Origin of the sequence: Corallococcus exiguus, from assembly GCF_009909105.1 — a bacterium.
Lineage (GTDB): Bacteria > Myxococcota > Myxococcia > Myxococcales > Myxococcaceae > Corallococcus > Corallococcus exiguus.
This window is the reverse complement of sequence record NZ_JAAAPK010000007.1, coordinates 1-17,464: the sequence shown is the minus strand read 5'-3', so window position 1 is coordinate 17,464 and position 17,464 is coordinate 1. Positions and strand designations below refer to the sequence as shown.

The following is a 17,464-nucleotide window of genomic DNA, read 5'->3' as shown; positions in this document are numbered from 1 at the left end:
AACCGACAACCGGCGCTCCAGCCGCCGGGTGGGGTGCTTGAAGCCGATTCCGGATTCACCTAGCGTGCTGGGGAAAGAGCGGAGGCTGGCCGCACGGCTGCCCCTGCCAGGAGACCGTGACCTCGATGCCCCCGCCCGCCAGGCCCTCCGCGCCGCAGCCCCAGCCCCAGGAACTGCCTGTCCCGTCCTACCCCGCCGTCGAGACCTTCATCGAGAAGGCCTCAGCCAGCGACGTCCAGGCGCTCTTCGCGCCCGTCAAGCAGGGGCTCGCCGACCTCAAGGGCCCGCGCGCGGAGATCGGCAAGAAGGCCCAGGCTGCGATCGCGCGGTCCGAGGAGCTGCTCGGCATGCTCGTGGACGTCCGCGAGAAGCTCGTCGCCGAGTCGAAGCAGTCCAAGGGCCGGAAATAACGGGCTTTTCGGGAGCCCGGACGATTTCTTGTCACCAGCAGGCAACCGGCGGCTGACTCTCCCGATAATCCTTTGAAAGAGCCACGGGATGATCCCCGGCTCCCCTTTTGAATCAACGCTGGCACCAGCGCGGAGGCTGAAATGAGCAAGATCGACAGCGGCATGATGGGTCCGAACCTGCGCATGAACACCCAGATGACCACGGCTCGGCAGACGCCGAACACGAGCTTCGGTGCGCGCGTTCAGAACGGTCTGAACAGCACCGTCGGCGCCGTGGGCGCGGGCGTGGGCGCGGTGGCGGGCTTCGTTCCCGGCGCGGGCATCGTCTCCGCGGCCGTCTCCTCCGCGCAGACCTTCTCCGGCGCCTCCGGCTCCGGCATGCAGGGCGGCCCGTACGTGGGCGTGATGAACACCGGCTCCGGCGCGGTGCCCTCCACCAACCTGCCGGGCGTCGGCGGCTCGGGCCTGCCCTCCACGGGCGGCTCCACCTCGCTGGGCACCAGCGTTGGCACCAGCTCGGGCGGCAGCGTGGGCGACCAGCTCAACACCAACGGCTCGCTCAAGTCCATGATGGACGACAACGTCAAGCTGCTGAACATGCAGTCCGCCATGCAGCACGAGTCGCAGCTCTTCACGGCTGTTTCCAACGTGATGAAGTCGCGGCACGATACGACCAAGAACTCCATCGGCAACATCCGCTAGTCTTCACGGACAGCGGAATCTGACCGGTGCAAGGAAGGCGGCCCTCGACGGCCGCCTTCCGTGCTTCCGGCGACAGGAAAGGCAGCGCGACGTCCATGGCGGAGACCCCTTCGGAGATTGCCAACAGCCTCGTGCCCCTGGCGCGCCAGCCGGCCATGGTCCTGCTGGAGTCTGGCTACCTGTGGCTGGATATGGGGCACTTCGACAAGGCCAAGGAGGTCTTCGTCGGTGCCGCCGCGCTGATGCCCAAGAGCGAGGTGCCCCAGATTGGTCTGGGCGCCGTGGAGTTCGCGCAGGGCAAGCACGACAAGGCCCTGGCGGCCTACCGGGTCGCCCAGCGGCTCGCGCCCCTGTCGTCACTTCCCCGGGCACACGCGGGTGAAGCGCTGTTGTTCATGGGCAAGGTGCCGGAGGCCCTCAAGGAACTGAAGGCCGCCATCGACCTGGAGCCCGAAAGCGACGGCGCGAAGCTGGCCCAGGCGCTCATCCAGGCGAAGGAAGCGGGGGCCCTGCCTCCGCCGAAGAAGTAGTCGCGGAAGGCGAAGGAGGTACGTCGATGGCTGTCGGTGGAGTTGGACGTGGGGGTGGGAAGGGCCGCGCGGGCGGCGCGAAGGGGGCGTCCGGTCCGTCGGGTGCCGCCGGCGCGTCCTTTGGCGGCAAGGTGGATCGCACGGAATCGCTCGTCGGGCCTTCGGGTCTGGTAGGCTCCAGCAACATCCAGGGCCCCCAGGCAACGGATCCGATCGCGGCGCAGGCCCTCGCCATCGCCAAGCGGCTGAAGAACGGGGGCTTCAAGAGCAAGGAAGAGGCGACGAAGGCGCTCGTCTCCGAAGTGTTGCAGGAGAAGTTGAACATGAAGTCCGCTGCCCTCACGGGCCGCATCGCCGGGGCCCTGCAGGATGATCCCCGGCTGAACCAGGTTCTCGAGCGGCTGTGGTCCAAGGCCGAGTGAGCGCGCCGCTTGCCTCTGGGTGAAGACAGGAAGGTCATCCTGGAGAAGTACGGCCCGTACGTGCGGTCGCTCGCGGCCACCGTGCGCAAGCAGTTCAATGCCCAGCTGGAGCTGGATGAACTGCTGGCCTATGGGCAAATCGGTCTGCTGGAAGCCGCTGAGCGCTTCGACCCCAAGGTTGGCGCCAACTTCCTCACCTTTGCCCACTACCGCATCAAGGGCGCCATCTTCGACGGTCTGAGGAAGATGGGGGTCTTGCGGGGCGCGGACGCCCGCACCGCCTATCAGGGCGAGCGCGCGACGGCGTATCTGGGAAATCTGGCGGACCGCGAGCAGGGATCAAGCAACCGCGGGTCGTCATTCGACGATGATATTGGAGACATCTCGGATGCCGTGGCGGGCCTCGCGGCGGTTTTCGCGGCGGGGGCGGAAGGGGCGGAGGCGGCGGGCTACGTGGATGAATCCCTCCCGGCGGATCAGCGCCTGGAGATGGAGCAGTTGAAGAACCGGGTGCGCTCGGCCATCGAGAAGCTTCCGGAGAAAGAGCGCAAGCTCCTGCAGGGCTATTACTTCCAGGGACGCACGCTGGAAGAGGCAGGAGCGGAAATCGGGCAGTCGAAGAGCTGGGCGTCGCGGCTACATGCGCGGGCCATTGATCGGCTCAAGGAACTCTTGAACGAGGAGGAGGAACTCCCTCCCCCCTCGACGGATGCAAGGAGGGTGTCACATGGCGGCTCCGATGAGCGGCATCTCCGCGGGACAGGTAGCGCAGCAAAAGCTGCAGGACCAGGGCGCGCAGCAGACTCAGAAGACGGGCGCGTCGAAGTTCGACGGAGTTCTCGCTGACAAGGCGCAGGGCGCCGGCCAGGTGGACGCCGCCCAGAACGTCAACAAGGCCCAGGCCGCGCAGGCCACCCAGAAGGTGGACAACGTCCGCCAGGTGGAGACCGTCAACAAGGCGGAGAAGGCCAACCTGAACAAGGTGAGCGGCGCGGCCCAGCAGCCCGCCACGGCCAAGGGCGCCGAGCCCGTGGACGCGAAGGCCGAAGCCTCCAAGACGACCAAGTCGGGCGGCATGGTGTCCGACCTCGTCTCCGGTCTGGAGAAGGGCCAGGTCAGCATGGACAAGCTGATCAAGGAGGCCTCCTCCGGCAAGAACATGTCCAACGCCGAGCTGCTCGGTCTCCAGGCGTCCATGTACAAGTACTCGCAGGAGTTGGATCTCACGTCGAAGGTCGTCGAGAAGGCCACCAGCGGCCTGAAGGACGTCGTCAAGACGCAGGTCTGAAGTCCCCACCCCGCCGGGCCATGGCGGCATGCGAAGGGCGGTCCCTCCCAAAGTCGGGAGGGGGCGCCCTTCCGCGTTTTGCAAGGGCCCTGTTAAGCTAAGCGCGCCCATGACTCGCCGAACGCCCGTCTTCGCCGCCCCGCTCCTCGCCCTGCTGTTCCTCACCGGCTGCTCCATCGAGCTGCAGCACGAGCTGACGGAGGCGGACGCGAATGAAATCTACGTCCTGCTCAGCAAGAACGGCATCAACTCCAAGAAAGAGAAGGCGGAGGGCGGTAACGAAGTGCGCTTCACCATCGTCGTCCCCAAGGGCGACGCCGCGCAGGCCGCGGAGCTGTTGAAGCGCAACTCGCTGCCGCGTCCGGTGGAGAAGGGCCTGTCCCACTTCGCCAAGGGCAGCATGGTGCCCACCGCCACGGAGGAGCGCGCCATGCTCCTCAAGGCCATGGCGGGTGAGGTCTCCAACGCGCTCAACCAGATCGACGGCGTGCTGGAGGCGCGCGCCATCGTGATGGTGCCGGAGAACAACGACCTGTCGCAGCCGGAGAACAAGCCGATGCCGTCGGCCTCCGTGTTCATCAAGTACCGCACGGTGGAGGGCGGCAAGCCCCCCGTGACGATGGACGCGGTGAAGCAGTTCGTCGCCAGCTCCGTGGCGGAGCTCAAGCCGGAGGCCGTCACCGTGCTGATGACGGAGGCCCTGGCCCCCTCGGCGGAGACCACGGAGACCAACCGCCTGCAGGACGTGCTCGGCGTGCGCATGACGGCCGCCAGCGCGAGCACCTTCAAGATGATCCTGGGCGGTGCGTTCGCGCTCATCCTGGCGATGATGGGCCTCACCGGTTGGACCTTCATGCGCGGTGGCTCGGGTGGCGCTGCCCCCGCCGCGGCGGCGCGGCCCGCGCGTGCGCGCGGCGGTCGCGAGGGCTAGAGCTGCACGTCGCTTCCCGCGGTCCTCCTGGGGTGGACCGCGGGACGTGTCCTCCAGGCCGGGGACACGACTTCCATCTTCAGCGGGCCACCTGGGGGCCCGCGAGGTGACCGTTGGATTCCTTCTTCACCTCGCTCAGCAAGCGCCAGACCATGATGTTGCTCACCGCGGTCACCTTCGGGGGCCAGGAGAGCATGGCGGCGCTGGAGCACCTGCCGGACGAGGAGGGCGCGCTCTTGCGCCACCGCGCGCAGGAGATCCTCCAGATTCCGCGCGAGAAGCGCCTGCCCGCGGTGGTTCAGGAGCTCAAGCGCCTGATGAAGGACCGGCGCGGCCAGCTGTGGACCGGGGATCCGGAGCGGCTGGCGGCGCTGCTCCAGCGCGAGCGCGGCGCCCTGGTGGAAGTCGCCCTGCGAGCGCTGCCCGGCAACATGGCGGAGGCCGTGCGCGGCCATCTGCCTCCCTCTCGCGTGAAGCTCACCCGCGAGGTGCGGCCGCAGGTCCTGGACATCATCCGCTGGAAGCTGGAGGAGGCGCTGTCGCGCGAGGCCGCAGGCCAGTCCGCGGGTTTCAAGTTCGCGGACGTGCTCAACCTCCAGACGCGTGAGTTGCTCACGGTGAGTGACCGCCTGGGGGCGCGCGTGCTTGGGCCGGCGCTGGCGGGCCTGCCCGAGGAAGAGCTGAACGGCCTCATGGAGTCGCTGCCTCCTGACCTGTTCCAGCTCATGAGCAAGTCCGTGGCGGCCAATGCGCCGCGCAAGCTCCCGGAAGAGGACGCGCGCGCGCAGATCAACCTGCACGAGGGCTTCAACCGGCTGGCCGGCGCCATCCGCAGCGCGGGCGTGCAGCGGCTGGCGCGCGCGTGCGTGGCGCAGTCCCCGGAGTTCGCCGCGCGCATGCTGGAGAAGCACCGCGGCGAGTTCGGCCACCTGGTGGCGAAGTGGGTGCGCGAGGAGCGCTCGCGGCCGACGGCCCGGGGCGATGGCGGACGCACCGACATCGTCATGGACCTGGAGCGGCTGGCCGTGCGCGGCCTCATCGAGCGGCCCGTGCGGCTGATCACGCCGCCGCGCCCCGCCGCCGTGCTCCCTCCACCGCCGGGGGCCCGGAAGCCCGCGCCCGCGGCCCCGGGAGCCCGTCCCGAAGCTCCGGCAGCCCGCCCCGCGGCTCCGGGAGCCCGTCCGGGGGCGGCACCCGCGCCGCGCGAGGGCCTGCGCACCACCGCGCCGGATCCGTCACGCCCGCCCGCGCTCCGAGCCCCCAAGGCCCTGCGGGGAGCCCCTCCCGCCGGAGAGTCCGCAGATGCGGGCGCCAAGCGCGACTTCATGGCCGAGCGCGCGGCCCGTCGCGCGGGTGCTGCGTCCAGCCGTGACGCGGGCCCGGGCGCGGCTCCCCCCGCCGGACGTCCGCGCCCGGCGCCAGGGGAGGAGCGGGGCTCGTCGGTGGGGCCCGCGCCCCGCGCGTCCATGGCTTCGCCAGAAGGGGACGCGAACGGTTCGAAGATGCGCCGGATGCCAGTGGAGCGCGAGCGCGGGCCCGCGCCCCGTGCCTCCATGGGGGCGCCGGAAGGTGAGGCGGGTGGTTCGCAGATCCGCCGGATGCCGGTGGAGCGCGAGCGTGGACCCCCGCCCCGCGCGTCCATGGCGGCCCCGGAAGGGGATGCGAACGGCTCCCAGATGCGCCGCATGCCGGTGGACCGGGGCTCGTCGGTGGGGCCCGCGCCCCGCGCGTCCACCGGGGCCATTCCCGGCCGCCGTGATCCAGAGGGCGCCCGGCCCGCGCGTCCCGTCCGGCCGGAGCCAGACGGCGCTCGCATTGGACCCCCGCCCTCGCGGCTGGGGGCACGCGGTGCGACACGCCCGCCGGAGCCGGATGCGCCGGAAGGCCGCTCCGTTCGGGCCGAGCGCCCCGCGCGGCCTCCCGCCGACGCGGAGGAGCGCGCCCCCCGGCGCCCGGAACCCTCCGGGGAAGCCGCTGATGGGGCCCGCGTGCTGCGCTCGCGCACGGGCAGCCGTCCCGCGGCGCGTCCCGAACCGGGGGGCGAGCCGGAGCGTCCCCCGCGCGTGCTCTCCAGCCAGGCATCCTCGCCCCGGTCCTCGGAGGGAACGCAGGTGGGCCGCCGGCGCCCGCCTCCCACCGACCGGCCGGGCCCGGATGACGCGGGCGGCCCGGGAGGGCGTGGACCGCGCGGCGGAACGCGCTAGCATCTGGTCTCCAAGGAGCGGCGCATGGCGATCGGCAAGGTAATCAAGGGGGACGGGTTGGCGGAGTCGGTGGTCGTCGCCACGTCCGAGCGGCCGGCGCTGCGTCCGCCGCGCGCGGGCGTGATGAACGCCGAGGTCTTCGAGGCGCGCCAGGGCGCCCAGGGCATCATCGAGGACGCCCAGCGCGAGCGTGAGCGCATCCTCGCCGAGGCCCAGCGTGAGAAGGAGGAGCTCTTCGCCAAGGCGAAGGACCTGGGCCGTCAGGAAGGCATCGCCCAGGCCACGGAGCTGCTCCTGCGCGCGAAGATACAGGCCGGGGAGATGCTCAACTCCCAGGAGCAGGACATCATCTCGCTGGCGCTGAAGATGGCGGAGAAGATCCTCGGCCGCGACCTGGAGCGCGAGCCGGAGCTGCTGGTGGACATGTGCGCCGCGGCCATCGACAACCTCCGCAACGCGCGCGCCATGATCCTGCGCGTGCACCCGAAGACGGCCACGGTGCTGCGCGCCAAGCGCCCCCAGCTGATGGAGCTCATCGGCCGCACGGTGGACCTGGCCATCAAGGAGGACCCGGAGGTCGCTCCCGTGGGCTGCATCGTCCAGACGGAGTTCGGCACCGTGGACGCGCAGCTGCCCACGCAGCTGGAGATGCTCCAGAACCTCCTGCAGCCGGACACCGCGCGCAAGAGCGGCCCTCCCTGAGCCTGCTGGCCCCAGCCGCGCCCTAGAGCCTCCAGGAATCCGTCATGGCCATCGACCTTTCGCGCTACTACGACCTCATCAAGGAAGCGTCCCTCGTCCGGGTGCGCGGCCGCGTCACGGAGCTGACGGGCCTCGTCATCAAGGCGAGCGTGCCCAACGTGCGCATCGGCGAGCTGGTGCTCGTCAAGAACCGCCAGCGCGGCCTGATGAAGTCGGAGGTCGTGGGCTTCGTGGGCGACGAGGTGATGCTCATGCCCCTGGGCGAGCTGTACGGCATCGGTCCGGACAGCGAGTGCATCCCCACCGGCCGTCCGCTCACCATCAAGTGTGGCGACGGGCTCCTGGGCCGCGTGCTCAACGGCATCGGCGAGCCCATGGACGGCATGCCCCTGGAGGGGGAGAACCTGATCGACTGGCCCGTGGACCGCGACTGCCCGGATCCCTTCACCCGTCAGCGCATCGAGCGGCCGCTGCCCCTGGGCGTGCGCTGCATCGACGGGCTTCTCACCGTGGGCGAGGGCCAGCGCGTGGGTCTCTTCGCCGGCTCCGGCGTCGGCAAGTCCACGCTGATGGGTCAGATTGCCCGCAACACGCAAGCAGACCTCAGCGTCGTGGCGCTCATCGGCGAGCGTGGTCGCGAGGTTCGCGAGTTCATCGAGGACGCCATGGGCGAGGAGGGCATGAAGCGCGCCGTGCTGGTGTGCGCCACGTCCGACCAGCCCGCCCTCGTGCGTCTGCGCGCCGCCTACGTCGCCACGGCCATCGCGGAGTACTTCCGTGAGCGCGGCGGCAATGTGCTGTTCATGCTCGACACGGTGACGCGTCTGGCGCGCTCCCAGCGCGACATCGGCCTCGCCATCGGCGAGCCCCCGGCGCGTCAGGGCTACCCACCCAGCGTCTTCTCCATGCTGCCGCGCATCCTCGAGCGCACGGGCAACTCGGCGAAGGGCAAGTGTACCGCCATCTACACCTGCCTCGTGGCCGGCGGTGACATGGAAGATCCGATCGCCGACGAGGTCCGCGGTATTCTCGACGGCCACTTCATCCTCAACCGTGAACTGGGCGCGCGAAACCAGTGGCCGGCCATGGACGTGCTCCAGAGCCTCAGCCGTGTGATGAGCGGCATCGTCAGCAAGGAACACAAGAAGGCCGCCGGCAAGCTGCGCGAGACGCTCTCCACCTACGAGAAGCAGCGCGACCTCATCCTGCTGGGTGCCTACCAGGCCGGCGCGGACCCCAGGACGGACTACGCCATCGAGAAGTACGACGCCATCATCGACTTCCTCAAGCAGGACACCCACTCCAACTCCCCGTACGAGGAGACCGTGGAGCAGCTCATCGCCCTCTTCGAGGACTGATGCCTCCGGGGGAGGCGCGTGGACGGGCCGTTTCCGGGTAGGATGGCCCGACCATGCCCCCGTACCGGTTGCAGGTGTTGCTGGACATGCGTGAGAAGGCGAAGGAGGAGGCCGAACAGGCCTTCTCGGACGCCGTCAAGGCGCTGGCGAAGGAAGAGCAGGAACAGAAGCGCCTGGAGGCGGAGCTGGAGCGCCGCCGCAAGGAGCGCAAGGCCAAGGTCCAGGAGTACTTCCAGCAGATCATGGCCAAGGGCGCCGGCATCAACGGCATGAACATGATGGGCCGCTTCGAGCAGCGTCTGAAGGACGACGAAGCCCAGGTCGCCCTCCAGATCGAGCACCAGAAGGAGGTCGTCCGGACGGCGGGCCGCCTGGTGGAGCAGCGCCGCATGCTGATGGCCGAGGCCGCCAAGGAGCTCAAGGCCATCGAGAAGAACAAGGAGAAGTTCGTCAAGCAGGTGAAGAAGGAACGCGAGGATCGGGAGGAGTTGGGCCAGGAGGAGATCGGCAGCGCCTTGTTCCTGGCCCGCCAGCGCAAGTAACCTCCCGCCGCCTTCCGCTGTATCTGGAGAAACGCCATGAGCCGAGTTGATGACGATCGTGATGCCGCGCGCTTGGCGGAGCGGATGATCCAGGAGCGCAAGCTCGCGGAGGCGAAGACCCAGAAGCGCGTGCAGGGCGAGTCCGTCTTCTCCAAGCTGGTCCAGCAGGGACAGGCCGAACAGGCCCAGCCCAAGCAGGCGCAGGAGCTGAAGCAGCCCCTGGGCAAGCAGGTGCTGGCGCGCCTGGCGCAGGGACAGGGCAAGACCTTCGACGAGAAGCTGGCCCAGAAGGAGACCGCCTTCGCCAGGCCCGGGGAGTCCACCCAGGGCGCCCAGCAGTCCCAGCGCAACAGCGAGTCGCAGGGCCTGTCCAAGGGCGGCGAGGCCCGCAAGTCGGAGGTCGTGGAGGAGAAGCGCTCCACGGACGTCCGCGAAGGCGACATGAACAAGGCCGAAGGTCAGGCCGGCCGGCTGAGCCAGGAGAAGGGCGAGCTGAAGATCGACGTCAACGCCGGCGGTGGTAAGGGCGCGGGCGGCGGGGGCAGCAAGGAGAAGGACGACAAGGGCGCGCAGATGGCCGGCGCGGGCTTCCGCTTCAACCCCGCGCTGATGGCGCCGGTGCCGGTGGCCAAGCCCAAGGACACCGCGGGCTCCGAGCGGCTGCGCGCCATGGCGAACGAGATCGCCCAGAAGATCGTCGAGCGCGTGCGCGTGGGCACCAACGCCGCGGGCAACGCGGAGTTCCAGATCGACCTGCGCGGTGACGTGCTCAACGGCCTGTCCATCAAGGTCAGCGCGAAGAACGGAAAGATTTCCGCCGTCTTCAGCGGCAACGACCGCGACACCTTGAAGATGCTGGAAGAGCAGAGCGACGGCCTGCGCAGCGCCCTGGGTGGCCGGGGGCTGGCGCTTGAAAATCTGAGGTTCGAGGCGAAGACATGAGCCTGGAGCCGGACGACGAGCCCGGAGTCTTTGAGCGCACCATGTTGGTCGACACCCGGAAGCTGGGACCCCCGCCCCCGAAGTCCGCGCAAGCCCCGGCCCCCGCGCCGGCCCCGGTGTCACCGTGGCGGAAGTTCGCGTTCACGAACCTGGAGAAGGTGTCGCGCACGCAGGGCCAGCTGGCGGAGCGGATGCGTTGGCTGACGCCCAACGCGGGCACGCTGGAGACGGTCTGCGCGCGCCTCAAGGCCCTCTTCGACGTGGACGTGCGCCTGTCGGTGGAGTCCGCCCAGGCGCGCCCCATGACGGAGCTGCGCCGCTTCCTGGGGGACCCGTCCTTCCTGGCGGTGCTGGCCCCCGGCGCGCTCAAGGGCCGGGTCATCCTCGAAATCGAGCTGTCGCTGGCGCACTCGGCGGTGGACCTGCTCTTGGGCGGCGCCGGTGAGACGGTGGGCCTGCGCCCCCTGACGGACATCGAGGAGGGCGTGATGGGCTACGTCGTCCTGGAGGCCCTGAAGGAGCTGGTGCCCGGGCTGCAGCCGGGCGTTCCCCGGCCCCGGCTGGACGGCGTGGCGCGCGGCGTGGATGAAGTCTCCGCCCGCCTGGGCGAGGACGGCCCGATGCTGGCGGTGCACCTGAACGCGGTGCTGGGCTCGCACCGCGGCATCGTGCGGCTGGTGGTGCCGTCGGCGGTGCTGGAAGCGGCGGAACCCGCGGTGGAGAGCGCCCAGCGGCGCGACCACCGCCGTCAGGACATGAAGGCGAACGGCCGGCGCCTGTCCGCGCTGCGCGACTGGCTGCGCGCGGAGATTGGCGTGGCGGAGCTGTCCGCCCAGGACCTGGCGTCCCTGCGCGTCAAGGACGTGCTGCTCCTGGACATGCTGTCGGCGCGGCCGGACCGGGGCGAGCCCGGCACGGCGCAGCTGCGGCTGGGCCTGGGGCGCACCGGCCACTTCCTGGCGGACGTGTCCGTGGAGCACGGCCGCTACCGGGCGCGCATCACGGACATCATCCCCGGGGAGCCGGGCAACCCGCAGGGTGGGGAGTCCGGGGGCGGGTCGGAAGACAACGAGGACTTCACCAACCCGGAGCTGGGCGTTCCTCCGGAACTCGAAGGGGCGGCATTGGACGACAAGGACGGAAGCGATCTGCTCAGCGACCTGCCCCTGCAGGTGGCGGTGGAGCTGGCGCGCGTGCCCATCACGGCCGAACAGGTGGTGGGCCTGCGCACAGGCCAGGTCATCGACCTGCGCCGTGGGGCGGGTGAGCCCGTGGACCTGTCGGTGAACGGCAAGGTGGTGGCCCGGGGCGAGCTCGTGGAGCTGGAGGGCCAGCTCGGGGTGCGCATCATCCACCTGAGCTGAAGCGTTTGCGCCCATGCGTCACAAGGCAGGCGGGCAGGGGGGCGTGGTCGTGCCCGGGCCCGTGGCGGTCCTGACTCGGGTGCACTAGGCTCGCGCCCATCCATGGCGGTCCTCGGTCTCTCTTCCTCGCGCCTGTTGCTCGGCGCCGCGCTGCTCTTCGCGTCGCCCGCCGTCCTGGCGCAGGCGCCCGCGGTCTCCACGCCTGACGCCTCCGTGGCGGCACCGGCCCCCCAGGCCCCCGCCGCTCTGGCGCCCGCGAAGGACGCGGCCGCCGTACAGGCTCCAGCTCAGGCCCCAGTGGAGGCCCCGGCTGCCTCGGGCGACAGCGCGGCCCGCGCGAAGCGCCACGCGGACGAATTGGACCGCGAGCTGGGCGTCTCCGAGGCCGAAGGCGGAGAAGCGCAGGAGAGCCTGGGCTGGGTGGTGGTGCGCACGGTGGCGCTGCTGGGCGCGGTGCTCGCGGCCATCTACCTCACGCTCAACGTGGGCCTGCGCCGGCTGATGGGCCTGCAGGGCGTGCCCGTGGGCAAGGCGTCGGTGGTGTCGGTGATGGAGCGCATCCCGTTGGATCAACGGCGCACGCTCTTCGTCCTGAAGGCCGCGGACGAGTACCTGCTGGTGGGTGGCGGCGAGGGTGGCGTGCAACTGGTTTCGAAGCTGGACCGCGACGCCGTGGAGCGCATCCGCGCCGCGCGTCCGCCGTCGTCGCCGGTGTCCCTGAGTCCTTTCCTCCAGAAGCTCCTCTCCCGCCGGACCGGTGGCACCACGCCGCCGCCGGGCGTCTGAAGGCCGTCACGTGAACCGTTCGTCTCCCGCTCGCCCGCTGCTGTTCCGCGCTCCGCCCTGGCTCTTCGCGGCCCTCGTGTCGCTGCACCCCTTCGTCGCGTCCGCGGCGAAGAAGGGCGGCGACTCGATGCCGGATGAAATGGTCAAGGAGGCGGTGAGCTCCGACTCCTTCACCTCCCGTCCGCTCATCCTCATCCTCGCGCTCGCGGCCATGTCCCTGGTCCCGTTCGCGCTGATGATGGTGACCAGCTTCGTGAAGATTTCGGTGGTGCTCTCCATCGTCCGCTCGGCGCTGGGCACCCAGCAGATTCCCCCCACCCAGGTCATCACCGGCCTGGCCATCATCCTCACCGTCTACATCATGGCTCCCGTGGGCCAGGAGATGTACCGGGCGGGCGGCATCGACATCTGGTCCCGCGGGACGTCCGTCTTCTCCTCTGAAACGGTGGGCACGATGCTGGGGGCCGCGGACAAGTCCAAGGAGCCCCTGCGCGACTTCCTGATGAAGAAGGTCACCAACAAGGACCGCACGCTCTTCTACAGCCTGGCGAAGAAGATGCGGAAGGAGGAGGACCGCAAGGACATTGGCCCGAAAGACTTCATGGTCATCGTCCCGGCCTTCGTCGTGTCCGAGCTGAAGGAGGCCTTCCAGATTGGCTTCCTCTTGTTCGTGCCCTTCATCGTCATCGACATGGTGGTGGCCAACATCCTGCTGGCGCTGGGCATGCACATGCTGTCGCCCACGACCATCTCCATGCCCTTCAAGCTCTTGTTGTTCGTGCTCGTGGACGGCTGGTACCTCATCGCCAAGGGCCTGGTCATCGGCTACCTGTAAGGAGCCCCGTACTTCCATGAATCAGCTCACGTTCATCACCCAGGAGGCGCTGTTCCTGGTGCTCGTGGTCTCCGCGCCGCCGGTGCTCATGAGCCTCCTGGTGGGCTTCCTCGTCTCGCTGTTCCAGGCCACCACGCAGATTCAAGAGCAGACGCTCTCGTTCGCGCCCAAGGTCGTCCTCGTCTTCGGCGTGCTGGCCATGACGGGCCCGTGGATTGGCGGTCAGCTCCTGCGCTTCACCTTCCACGTCTTCGACCGGTTTCCGGCGCTCATCGGCAGATGAACATCGGCGAAGTGATGGCCGAGCTGGGTGCTCGGGTCAACCTGTCGGTCACCATCTTCACGATGGCACTCATCATGTGCCGCGTGATGCCCATCCTCATCTTCAGCCCGTTCCTGGGCGGCGAGGTCGTTCCCTCGGAGATGAAGCTGGGCCTGGGCCTGATGGTGTCCGCGGTGCTCTTCCCGTCCGTCGCGGACCGGATGGACCGGATTCCCCTGAGCGCGCTCCCGTACATCGGGCTGTTGCTCAAGGAGGTCTTCATCGGCGTGGCGCTGTCGTACATCGTCAACATGGTGTTCGACGCGGCCCGCGTGGCCGGCACGCTGATGGACACCATGTCGGGCAGCAACAACGCCCAGCTCTACGTGCCGCAGCTGGGCACGCAGGTGTCGCTCTTCTCCAGCCTCAAGGTGCAGCTGTGCGTGGTGCTGTTCCTGTCGCTGGACGGGCACCACATCATCATCCGGGCGCTCGGAGACAGCCTCGCCATCGTGCCGCTGGAGGGCTTCCCGCGCTTCAGCCGCGGCGTGTGGCCCTTCTTCGACCTGATGATCCGCTCCTTCGCGGACCTGTTGAAGATCAGCCTGGCGCTGGCCGGCCCCGGCATGGTGGCCGCGTTCGTCACCGACCTGTCCCTGGGCGCCATCAACCGCGTCGCGCCGCAGATCCAGGTGTTCTTCATCTCCATGTCGCTCAAGCCGCTGGTGGGCGTGTTGATCATGTTCATCGCCATCCATGTCGTGATTGGCCGCATGCAGCAGGAGCTGGTCAACATGCTCCGCATGTTCCAGCACGCCATCCAGATGCTGGCCTGAGCCGGCTCAAGCCTCCCGGGATTCCTCCATGTCGGACGAGAGTGGCGACAAAACAGAAGAACCGTCGCATAAGAAGCTCGACGACGCGCGCAAGAAGGGTCAGACCTGGAAGAGCAAGGACCTGACGGGCGTGGCCGTGCTCGTCGCGGGCCTGGGCATCGTCAAGGGCACCTGGGACACCGTGGAGAGGGAGATCTCCACGCTCTTCCGCTTCAGCTTCGATGCCATCGCCCACTCGCAGGACCTGGGGCTGGCGACGACGCAGCTGCTCATCATGGGCCTGCGTACGCTGCTGCTCCTGACGGTGCCCATCGTTGCGGGCGCGGCGGTGCTGGGCGGGCTGATGGACTTCCTTCAGGTGGGGTCGCTCTTCACCATCGACCCGCTCATCCCGAAGTTCGACAAGCTCAACCCCATCGCGGGGTTGAAGAACATGTTCTCGAAGAAGTCCTTCGTGGAACTGCTCAAGAACCTCATCAAGATTTCCGTCGCCGCCTACGTCGTCACCGGCGTGGTGCGGGACTCGATGCCCCTGGTCATCGAAACGGTGCGCCAGGACACGCACGGCATCATGGCCATCATGGGGGAGATCCTCTACCGGGTCTGCGTGCGCATCGTGATGCTCTTCGTCATCTTCGGCGTGTTCGACGTGTGGTGGCAGCGCAAGTCGTTCATGAAGGACATGATGATGACGAAGGAGGAGGTCAAGAAGGAGTACAAGCAGAGCGAAGGCGACCCGCACCACAAGGCCAAGCGCAAGGAGCTCCACCATGAGATCATGGAGGGGGCCCAGATGGAGGCCGTGAAGGACGCGAGCGTCATCGTCACCAACCCGGACCACGTCGCGGTGGCGCTGATGTACGACCAGAACAAGGACGGGGCGCCGCGGGTGCTGGTGAAGGGCATGGACGCCAAGGCGGAGCGCATCAAGGCGCTGGCGCGCGAGGCGGACGTCCCCCTGCTGCGCAACGTCCCCCTGGCGCACGCGCTCCTGCGCGTGGAGGTGGGCGAGGAAGTCCCGGAGGAGCTCTACGACGCGGTCGCCGAGGTGCTGAACTTCGTCTACGGGCTCAAGCAACAGCAGAACGCGGCGCCGCCTGCGCGCGCCTGAGGAGGAGGCCATGGCCAGCGACGAAGAGGCGGACATCGCCATCGCCATCAAGTACGACACCAAGGCGGACGGTGCCCCGCGCGTGGTGGCGAAGGGGATGCGCCTCAAGGCGGAGAAGATCCGGGAGATCGCCAAGCAGTACGGCATCCCGGTGATGCGCAACGTGTCCCTGGCGCACGCCCTGTACCGGGTGGACGTGGGGCAGGAAGTCCCGGAAGAGCTCTACGACGCGGTCGCGGAAGTGCTGAACTTCGTCTACGCGCTCCAGCGGGAGCATGCAGGCGGGCGCTGAAGGGGGCTGGACGCGGGGCCCCCACCTGTATTGAAGTCGGGCCACCATGGCCAGAATCAACAATCAGCCCCCCAGCACCGCGCTTTGGCCCTGGGGAGGTCCCCGCAGTGTCCGCGAGCGGCTGGTGGACCCGTCCCAGCTGGACCGGGCGAAGAAGCTGCGCAAGGCGGGCAACATCAAGAACCCGTCGATGCCCTCCGCGGCGCTCCTGGACTTCATCGGTCCGGCGCACTCGTCGGAAGAGCTCCGGTTGCCCCTGCCGCCCCACCCGGGCGGTCACGACGCGGACCTGGAGGGCTTCAGCGACCGGCCGCACCTGGCCAGCGTCGCGGGCCGCGGGGACGACGGGCAGCGCCGGATGCTGGAGCGCGGCCTGTCCAAGGTGAACGCGCCCCCGGAGCGCCTGGAGCGCCTCAAGGCCCTGTTGCAGCGCGAGTCCGCGATGCTGGGCCTGGTGGATCAGGTGAGCGCGGAGTCGCAGGAGATCATCCGCCGCATGTGGGAAGAGCAGAAGGACGAGGGCTACTGACCCATGGCGGCGCTGGACCCGGAAGATCCGCAGGACGAGGCGAAGCTCACCGCGCTCCTGCAGCGTTGGGCGGAGGGCAAGGCCACGCTCCGCGAGGTGCGCGGCTATTCCAACGACGAGCTGTACGCCATCGCCAAGACGGCCTACTTCTTCTTCTACCAGGGCCGGCTGGCGGAGGCGCGCACGCTCTTCCAGGGCCTCTACGCCATCAACCCCACGGACGTGTACTTCGCCAAGGCGCTCGGCGTGGTGGAGATGGCCGCCGGAAACGGGCAGGGCGCGCTCGCCGCCTTCGACGTGGCCGCCAAGCTGGCCCCCCAGGACCCGTCCGTCTACGTGGGCCGCGCGGAGGTGAAGTTGGCCATGGGACAGAAGCCCCAGGCCCTGGAGGACCTGCGCCGCGCGGCGGCCATGCCCCCGGCGGATGATCCGGTGGTACGCAAGGCTGGCGCCATGGTCACCGCCCTTACCCGGCGCTGATCCTCGGGGTGGGACCCGTCTCCTGGCGCGTTGGCTGGAAGCCCCGTAATCTCTGGTAGGCTGGATTCATTCACCTCAACCGATGGAGCGGTTCATGAGCACCCCCCCCAAGACACAGCTTCCGCTGCCCCCGGAGCCGCCGGAGCTGAAGGAGAAGCGCGACAAGCTGCTGGCGGAGCTGGATGTCCAGGGCAAGACGGCCCAGGGCACCTTCCTCCAGGTGGTGCGCAACATGCGCAAGCTGGTCGCCGCGTCGGCCCCCGGCACGCCGCTGGATGAGGGGATGTACAAGGACGTCACGGATTCGCTGAACCGCTTCATGAAGGACCCCATCCTTCCGCCCCCGGCCATCCTCGGGCACGTGGTGGAGTACCTACAGTACCGCATCAGCACCTACGGCATGACCATCCAGAGCGCCGTGATGGAGATGAACCCGGAGCTGGGCGCCAAGTTCGCCGTGACGCCCCCGGTCGCCGCGCCGGCGGCCCCCGCGGCTCCTGCTCGCGGCGCGGGTGGGCACAAGACGTCGGATGGTTTCGAGAACTCCAGCCGCCCCAAGATCGCGCTGACCCGCGAGGACTCGCTGCCCGGCACCGCGAAGCCGGCGGACCCCCGCGCCGAGTCGCAGCAGCAGCTGGATTCCTTCAAGGCCTGGATGAAGAACCCGGCCCTGGGCAAGCTGAAGGGCTGATCCAGCCCGTGGTACCGAGGCGGGGAGCCGGGAAAAAATGATCCCGGGAAATTCCCAGGAAACTCCCGCCCCCCCTCACCGATAATCCTTTTGTAGCTGGTGCCGCACGAACCCATCTCGCAGGACCCGGAGACACTCTCATGGCCACGATCGACGTCTTCAACACGGCAGTGAACACCGCGAAGAACACCACCGGCACGGCGATGGACAAGATGATCGACGCCGCCCCGGCCGAGCAGAAGGGCTT

The 17,464-nt window shown here is 68.9% G+C and carries 22 protein-coding genes; all 22 read left to right on the top strand.

Going from position 1 to position 17,464, the window contains the following annotated elements; translation table 11 throughout:
- The first annotated feature begins 125 nt into the window (after positions 1-125).
- The 22 genes from GTZ93_RS24665 (at position 126) to GTZ93_RS24560 (ending at position 17,217) form a co-directional block, all read left to right on the top strand.
- Positions 126-410, top strand: coding sequence for a hypothetical protein (locus tag GTZ93_RS24665; protein ID WP_121753674.1), 285 nt, complete (start codon positions 126-128; stop codon positions 408-410).
- 141 nt (positions 411-551) lie between these two features.
- Positions 552-1,112 (top strand): hypothetical protein, encoded by a 561-nt coding sequence (locus tag GTZ93_RS24660; RefSeq protein WP_120580832.1) that lies wholly within the window; start codon positions 552-554, stop codon positions 1,110-1,112.
- Between the two features lie 95 nt (positions 1,113-1,207).
- Positions 1,208-1,642 carry a tetratricopeptide repeat protein gene (locus GTZ93_RS24655; protein WP_120530743.1) on the top strand — a complete coding sequence of 145 codons (435 nt, stop codon included), beginning with the start codon at positions 1,208-1,210 and terminating at the stop codon, positions 1,640-1,642.
- Between the two features lie 26 nt (positions 1,643-1,668).
- Positions 1,669-2,064 carry a hypothetical protein gene (locus GTZ93_RS24650; protein WP_120580833.1) on the top strand — a complete coding sequence of 132 codons (396 nt, stop codon included), beginning with the start codon at positions 1,669-1,671 and terminating at the stop codon, positions 2,062-2,064.
- A gap of 9 nt (positions 2,065-2,073) precedes the next feature.
- The gene (locus tag GTZ93_RS24645; RefSeq protein ID WP_120580834.1) at positions 2,074-2,910 is read left to right on the top strand and encodes a sigma-70 family RNA polymerase sigma factor; all 837 of its coding nucleotides are present in this window, start codon (positions 2,074-2,076) and stop codon (positions 2,908-2,910) included.
- A 22-nt stretch (positions 2,911-2,932) separates the two neighbouring features.
- Positions 2,933-3,352 (top strand): ATP-dependent helicase HrpB, encoded by a 420-nt coding sequence (locus tag GTZ93_RS24640; RefSeq protein ID WP_120563422.1) that lies wholly within the window; start codon positions 2,933-2,935, stop codon positions 3,350-3,352.
- Positions 3,353-3,461: 109 nt separating this feature from the next.
- Positions 3,462-4,283: a type III secretion protein gene (locus GTZ93_RS24635; protein ID WP_120580835.1), complete on the top strand. Its 822-nt coding sequence runs from the start codon at positions 3,462-3,464 to the stop codon at positions 4,281-4,283.
- A 113-nt stretch (positions 4,284-4,396) separates the two neighbouring features.
- Positions 4,397-6,487, top strand: coding sequence for a hypothetical protein (locus GTZ93_RS24630; RefSeq protein WP_139922311.1), 2,091 nt, complete (start codon positions 4,397-4,399; stop codon positions 6,485-6,487).
- A gap of 24 nt (positions 6,488-6,511) precedes the next feature.
- Positions 6,512-7,189, top strand: a complete 678-nt coding sequence (locus GTZ93_RS24625; RefSeq protein WP_139922313.1) for a FliH/SctL family protein — start codon at positions 6,512-6,514, stop codon at positions 7,187-7,189.
- A gap of 44 nt (positions 7,190-7,233) precedes the next feature.
- Positions 7,234-8,547: a type III secretion system ATPase SctN gene (sctN, locus tag GTZ93_RS24620; RefSeq protein WP_120580838.1), complete on the top strand. Its 1,314-nt coding sequence runs from the start codon at positions 7,234-7,236 to the stop codon at positions 8,545-8,547.
- A gap of 53 nt (positions 8,548-8,600) precedes the next feature.
- Positions 8,601-9,089 (top strand): flagellar assembly protein FliH, encoded by a 489-nt coding sequence (locus tag GTZ93_RS24615; protein WP_120580839.1) that lies wholly within the window; start codon positions 8,601-8,603, stop codon positions 9,087-9,089.
- A 36-nt stretch (positions 9,090-9,125) separates the two neighbouring features.
- The gene (locus tag GTZ93_RS24610) at positions 9,126-10,031 is read left to right on the top strand and encodes a flagellar hook-length control protein FliK (RefSeq protein WP_120580840.1); all 906 of its coding nucleotides are present in this window, start codon (positions 9,126-9,128) and stop codon (positions 10,029-10,031) included.
- A complete protein-coding gene (gene sctQ, locus GTZ93_RS24605; RefSeq protein ID WP_161663031.1) occupies positions 10,028-11,395 on the top strand; it encodes a type III secretion system cytoplasmic ring protein SctQ in 1,368 nt (455 codons plus the stop codon). The genes GTZ93_RS24610 and sctQ overlap by 4 nt, the downstream gene beginning before the upstream one ends.
- A gap of 102 nt (positions 11,396-11,497) precedes the next feature.
- Positions 11,498-12,181 carry a flagellar biosynthetic protein FliO gene (locus tag GTZ93_RS24600; RefSeq protein WP_139922000.1) on the top strand — a complete coding sequence of 228 codons (684 nt, stop codon included), beginning with the start codon at positions 11,498-11,500 and terminating at the stop codon, positions 12,179-12,181.
- A 10-nt stretch (positions 12,182-12,191) separates the two neighbouring features.
- Positions 12,192-13,016 carry a type III secretion system export apparatus subunit SctR gene (gene sctR / locus GTZ93_RS24595; RefSeq protein ID WP_120580933.1) on the top strand — a complete coding sequence of 275 codons (825 nt, stop codon included), beginning with the start codon at positions 12,192-12,194 and terminating at the stop codon, positions 13,014-13,016.
- Between the two features lie 16 nt (positions 13,017-13,032).
- Positions 13,033-13,299: a type III secretion system export apparatus subunit SctS gene (sctS, locus tag GTZ93_RS24590; RefSeq protein ID WP_120528175.1), complete on the top strand. Its 267-nt coding sequence runs from the start codon at positions 13,033-13,035 to the stop codon at positions 13,297-13,299.
- Positions 13,296-14,114: a flagellar biosynthetic protein FliR gene (locus GTZ93_RS24585; protein ID WP_120580932.1), complete on the top strand. Its 819-nt coding sequence runs from the start codon at positions 13,296-13,298 to the stop codon at positions 14,112-14,114. Before sctS ends, GTZ93_RS24585 begins: the two co-directional genes overlap by 4 nt.
- 28 nt (positions 14,115-14,142) lie before the next feature.
- Entirely contained in the window at positions 14,143-15,225 is a 1,083-nt protein-coding gene (gene sctU, locus GTZ93_RS24580; protein WP_120580931.1) for a type III secretion system export apparatus subunit SctU, read from the top strand.
- Between the two features lie 10 nt (positions 15,226-15,235).
- Positions 15,236-15,517 (top strand): EscU/YscU/HrcU family type III secretion system export apparatus switch protein, encoded by a 282-nt coding sequence (locus GTZ93_RS24575; protein ID WP_120580930.1) that lies wholly within the window; start codon positions 15,236-15,238, stop codon positions 15,515-15,517.
- Positions 15,518-15,563: 46 nt separating this feature from the next.
- The gene (locus tag GTZ93_RS24570) at positions 15,564-16,046 is read left to right on the top strand and encodes a hypothetical protein (RefSeq protein WP_120580929.1); all 483 of its coding nucleotides are present in this window, start codon (positions 15,564-15,566) and stop codon (positions 16,044-16,046) included.
- Between the two features lie 3 nt (positions 16,047-16,049).
- Positions 16,050-16,526, top strand: coding sequence for a SycD/LcrH family type III secretion system chaperone (locus tag GTZ93_RS24565; protein WP_120580928.1), 477 nt, complete (start codon positions 16,050-16,052; stop codon positions 16,524-16,526).
- Between the two features lie 94 nt (positions 16,527-16,620).
- Positions 16,621-17,217, top strand: coding sequence for a hypothetical protein (locus GTZ93_RS24560; RefSeq protein WP_126936331.1), 597 nt, complete (start codon positions 16,621-16,623; stop codon positions 17,215-17,217).
- The last annotated feature ends 247 nt before the right edge of the window (positions 17,218-17,464 follow it).

Excerpts from the sequence above, each read along its gene's own strand:
- GTZ93_RS24655 (WP_120530743.1), top strand. The coding sequence starts at position 1,208 with ATGGCGGAGACCCCTTCGGAGATTGCCAACAGCCTCGTGCCCCTGGCG.
- GTZ93_RS24610 (WP_120580840.1), top strand. The coding sequence starts at position 9,126 with ATGAGCCGAGTTGATGACGATCGTGATGCCGCGCGCTTGGCGGAGCGG.
- sctN (WP_120580838.1), top strand. The coding sequence starts at position 7,234 with ATGGCCATCGACCTTTCGCGCTACTACGACCTCATCAAGGAAGCGTCC.
- GTZ93_RS24570 (WP_120580929.1), top strand. The coding sequence starts at position 15,564 with ATGGCCAGAATCAACAATCAGCCCCCCAGCACCGCGCTTTGGCCCTGG.
- GTZ93_RS24660 (WP_120580832.1), top strand. The coding sequence starts at position 552 with ATGAGCAAGATCGACAGCGGCATGATGGGTCCGAACCTGCGCATGAAC.
- GTZ93_RS24650 (WP_120580833.1), top strand. The coding sequence starts at position 1,669 with ATGGCTGTCGGTGGAGTTGGACGTGGGGGTGGGAAGGGCCGCGCGGGC.
- GTZ93_RS24600 (WP_139922000.1), top strand. The coding sequence starts at position 11,498 with ATGGCGGTCCTCGGTCTCTCTTCCTCGCGCCTGTTGCTCGGCGCCGCG.
- GTZ93_RS24575 (WP_120580930.1), top strand. The coding sequence starts at position 15,236 with ATGGCCAGCGACGAAGAGGCGGACATCGCCATCGCCATCAAGTACGAC.
- sctU (WP_120580931.1), top strand. The coding sequence starts at position 14,143 with ATGTCGGACGAGAGTGGCGACAAAACAGAAGAACCGTCGCATAAGAAG.
- GTZ93_RS24560 (WP_126936331.1), top strand. The coding sequence starts at position 16,621 with ATGAGCACCCCCCCCAAGACACAGCTTCCGCTGCCCCCGGAGCCGCCG.
- sctS (WP_120528175.1), top strand. The coding sequence starts at position 13,033 with ATGAATCAGCTCACGTTCATCACCCAGGAGGCGCTGTTCCTGGTGCTC.
- GTZ93_RS24565 (WP_120580928.1), top strand. The coding sequence starts at position 16,050 with ATGGCGGCGCTGGACCCGGAAGATCCGCAGGACGAGGCGAAGCTCACC.
- GTZ93_RS24625 (WP_139922313.1), top strand. The coding sequence starts at position 6,512 with ATGGCGATCGGCAAGGTAATCAAGGGGGACGGGTTGGCGGAGTCGGTG.
- sctQ (WP_161663031.1), top strand. The coding sequence starts at position 10,028 with ATGAGCCTGGAGCCGGACGACGAGCCCGGAGTCTTTGAGCGCACCATG.
- GTZ93_RS24615 (WP_120580839.1), top strand. The coding sequence starts at position 8,601 with ATGCCCCCGTACCGGTTGCAGGTGTTGCTGGACATGCGTGAGAAGGCG.
- GTZ93_RS24665 (WP_121753674.1), top strand. The coding sequence starts at position 126 with ATGCCCCCGCCCGCCAGGCCCTCCGCGCCGCAGCCCCAGCCCCAGGAA.
- GTZ93_RS24635 (WP_120580835.1), top strand. The coding sequence starts at position 3,462 with ATGACTCGCCGAACGCCCGTCTTCGCCGCCCCGCTCCTCGCCCTGCTG.
- GTZ93_RS24585 (WP_120580932.1), top strand. The coding sequence starts at position 13,296 with ATGAACATCGGCGAAGTGATGGCCGAGCTGGGTGCTCGGGTCAACCTG.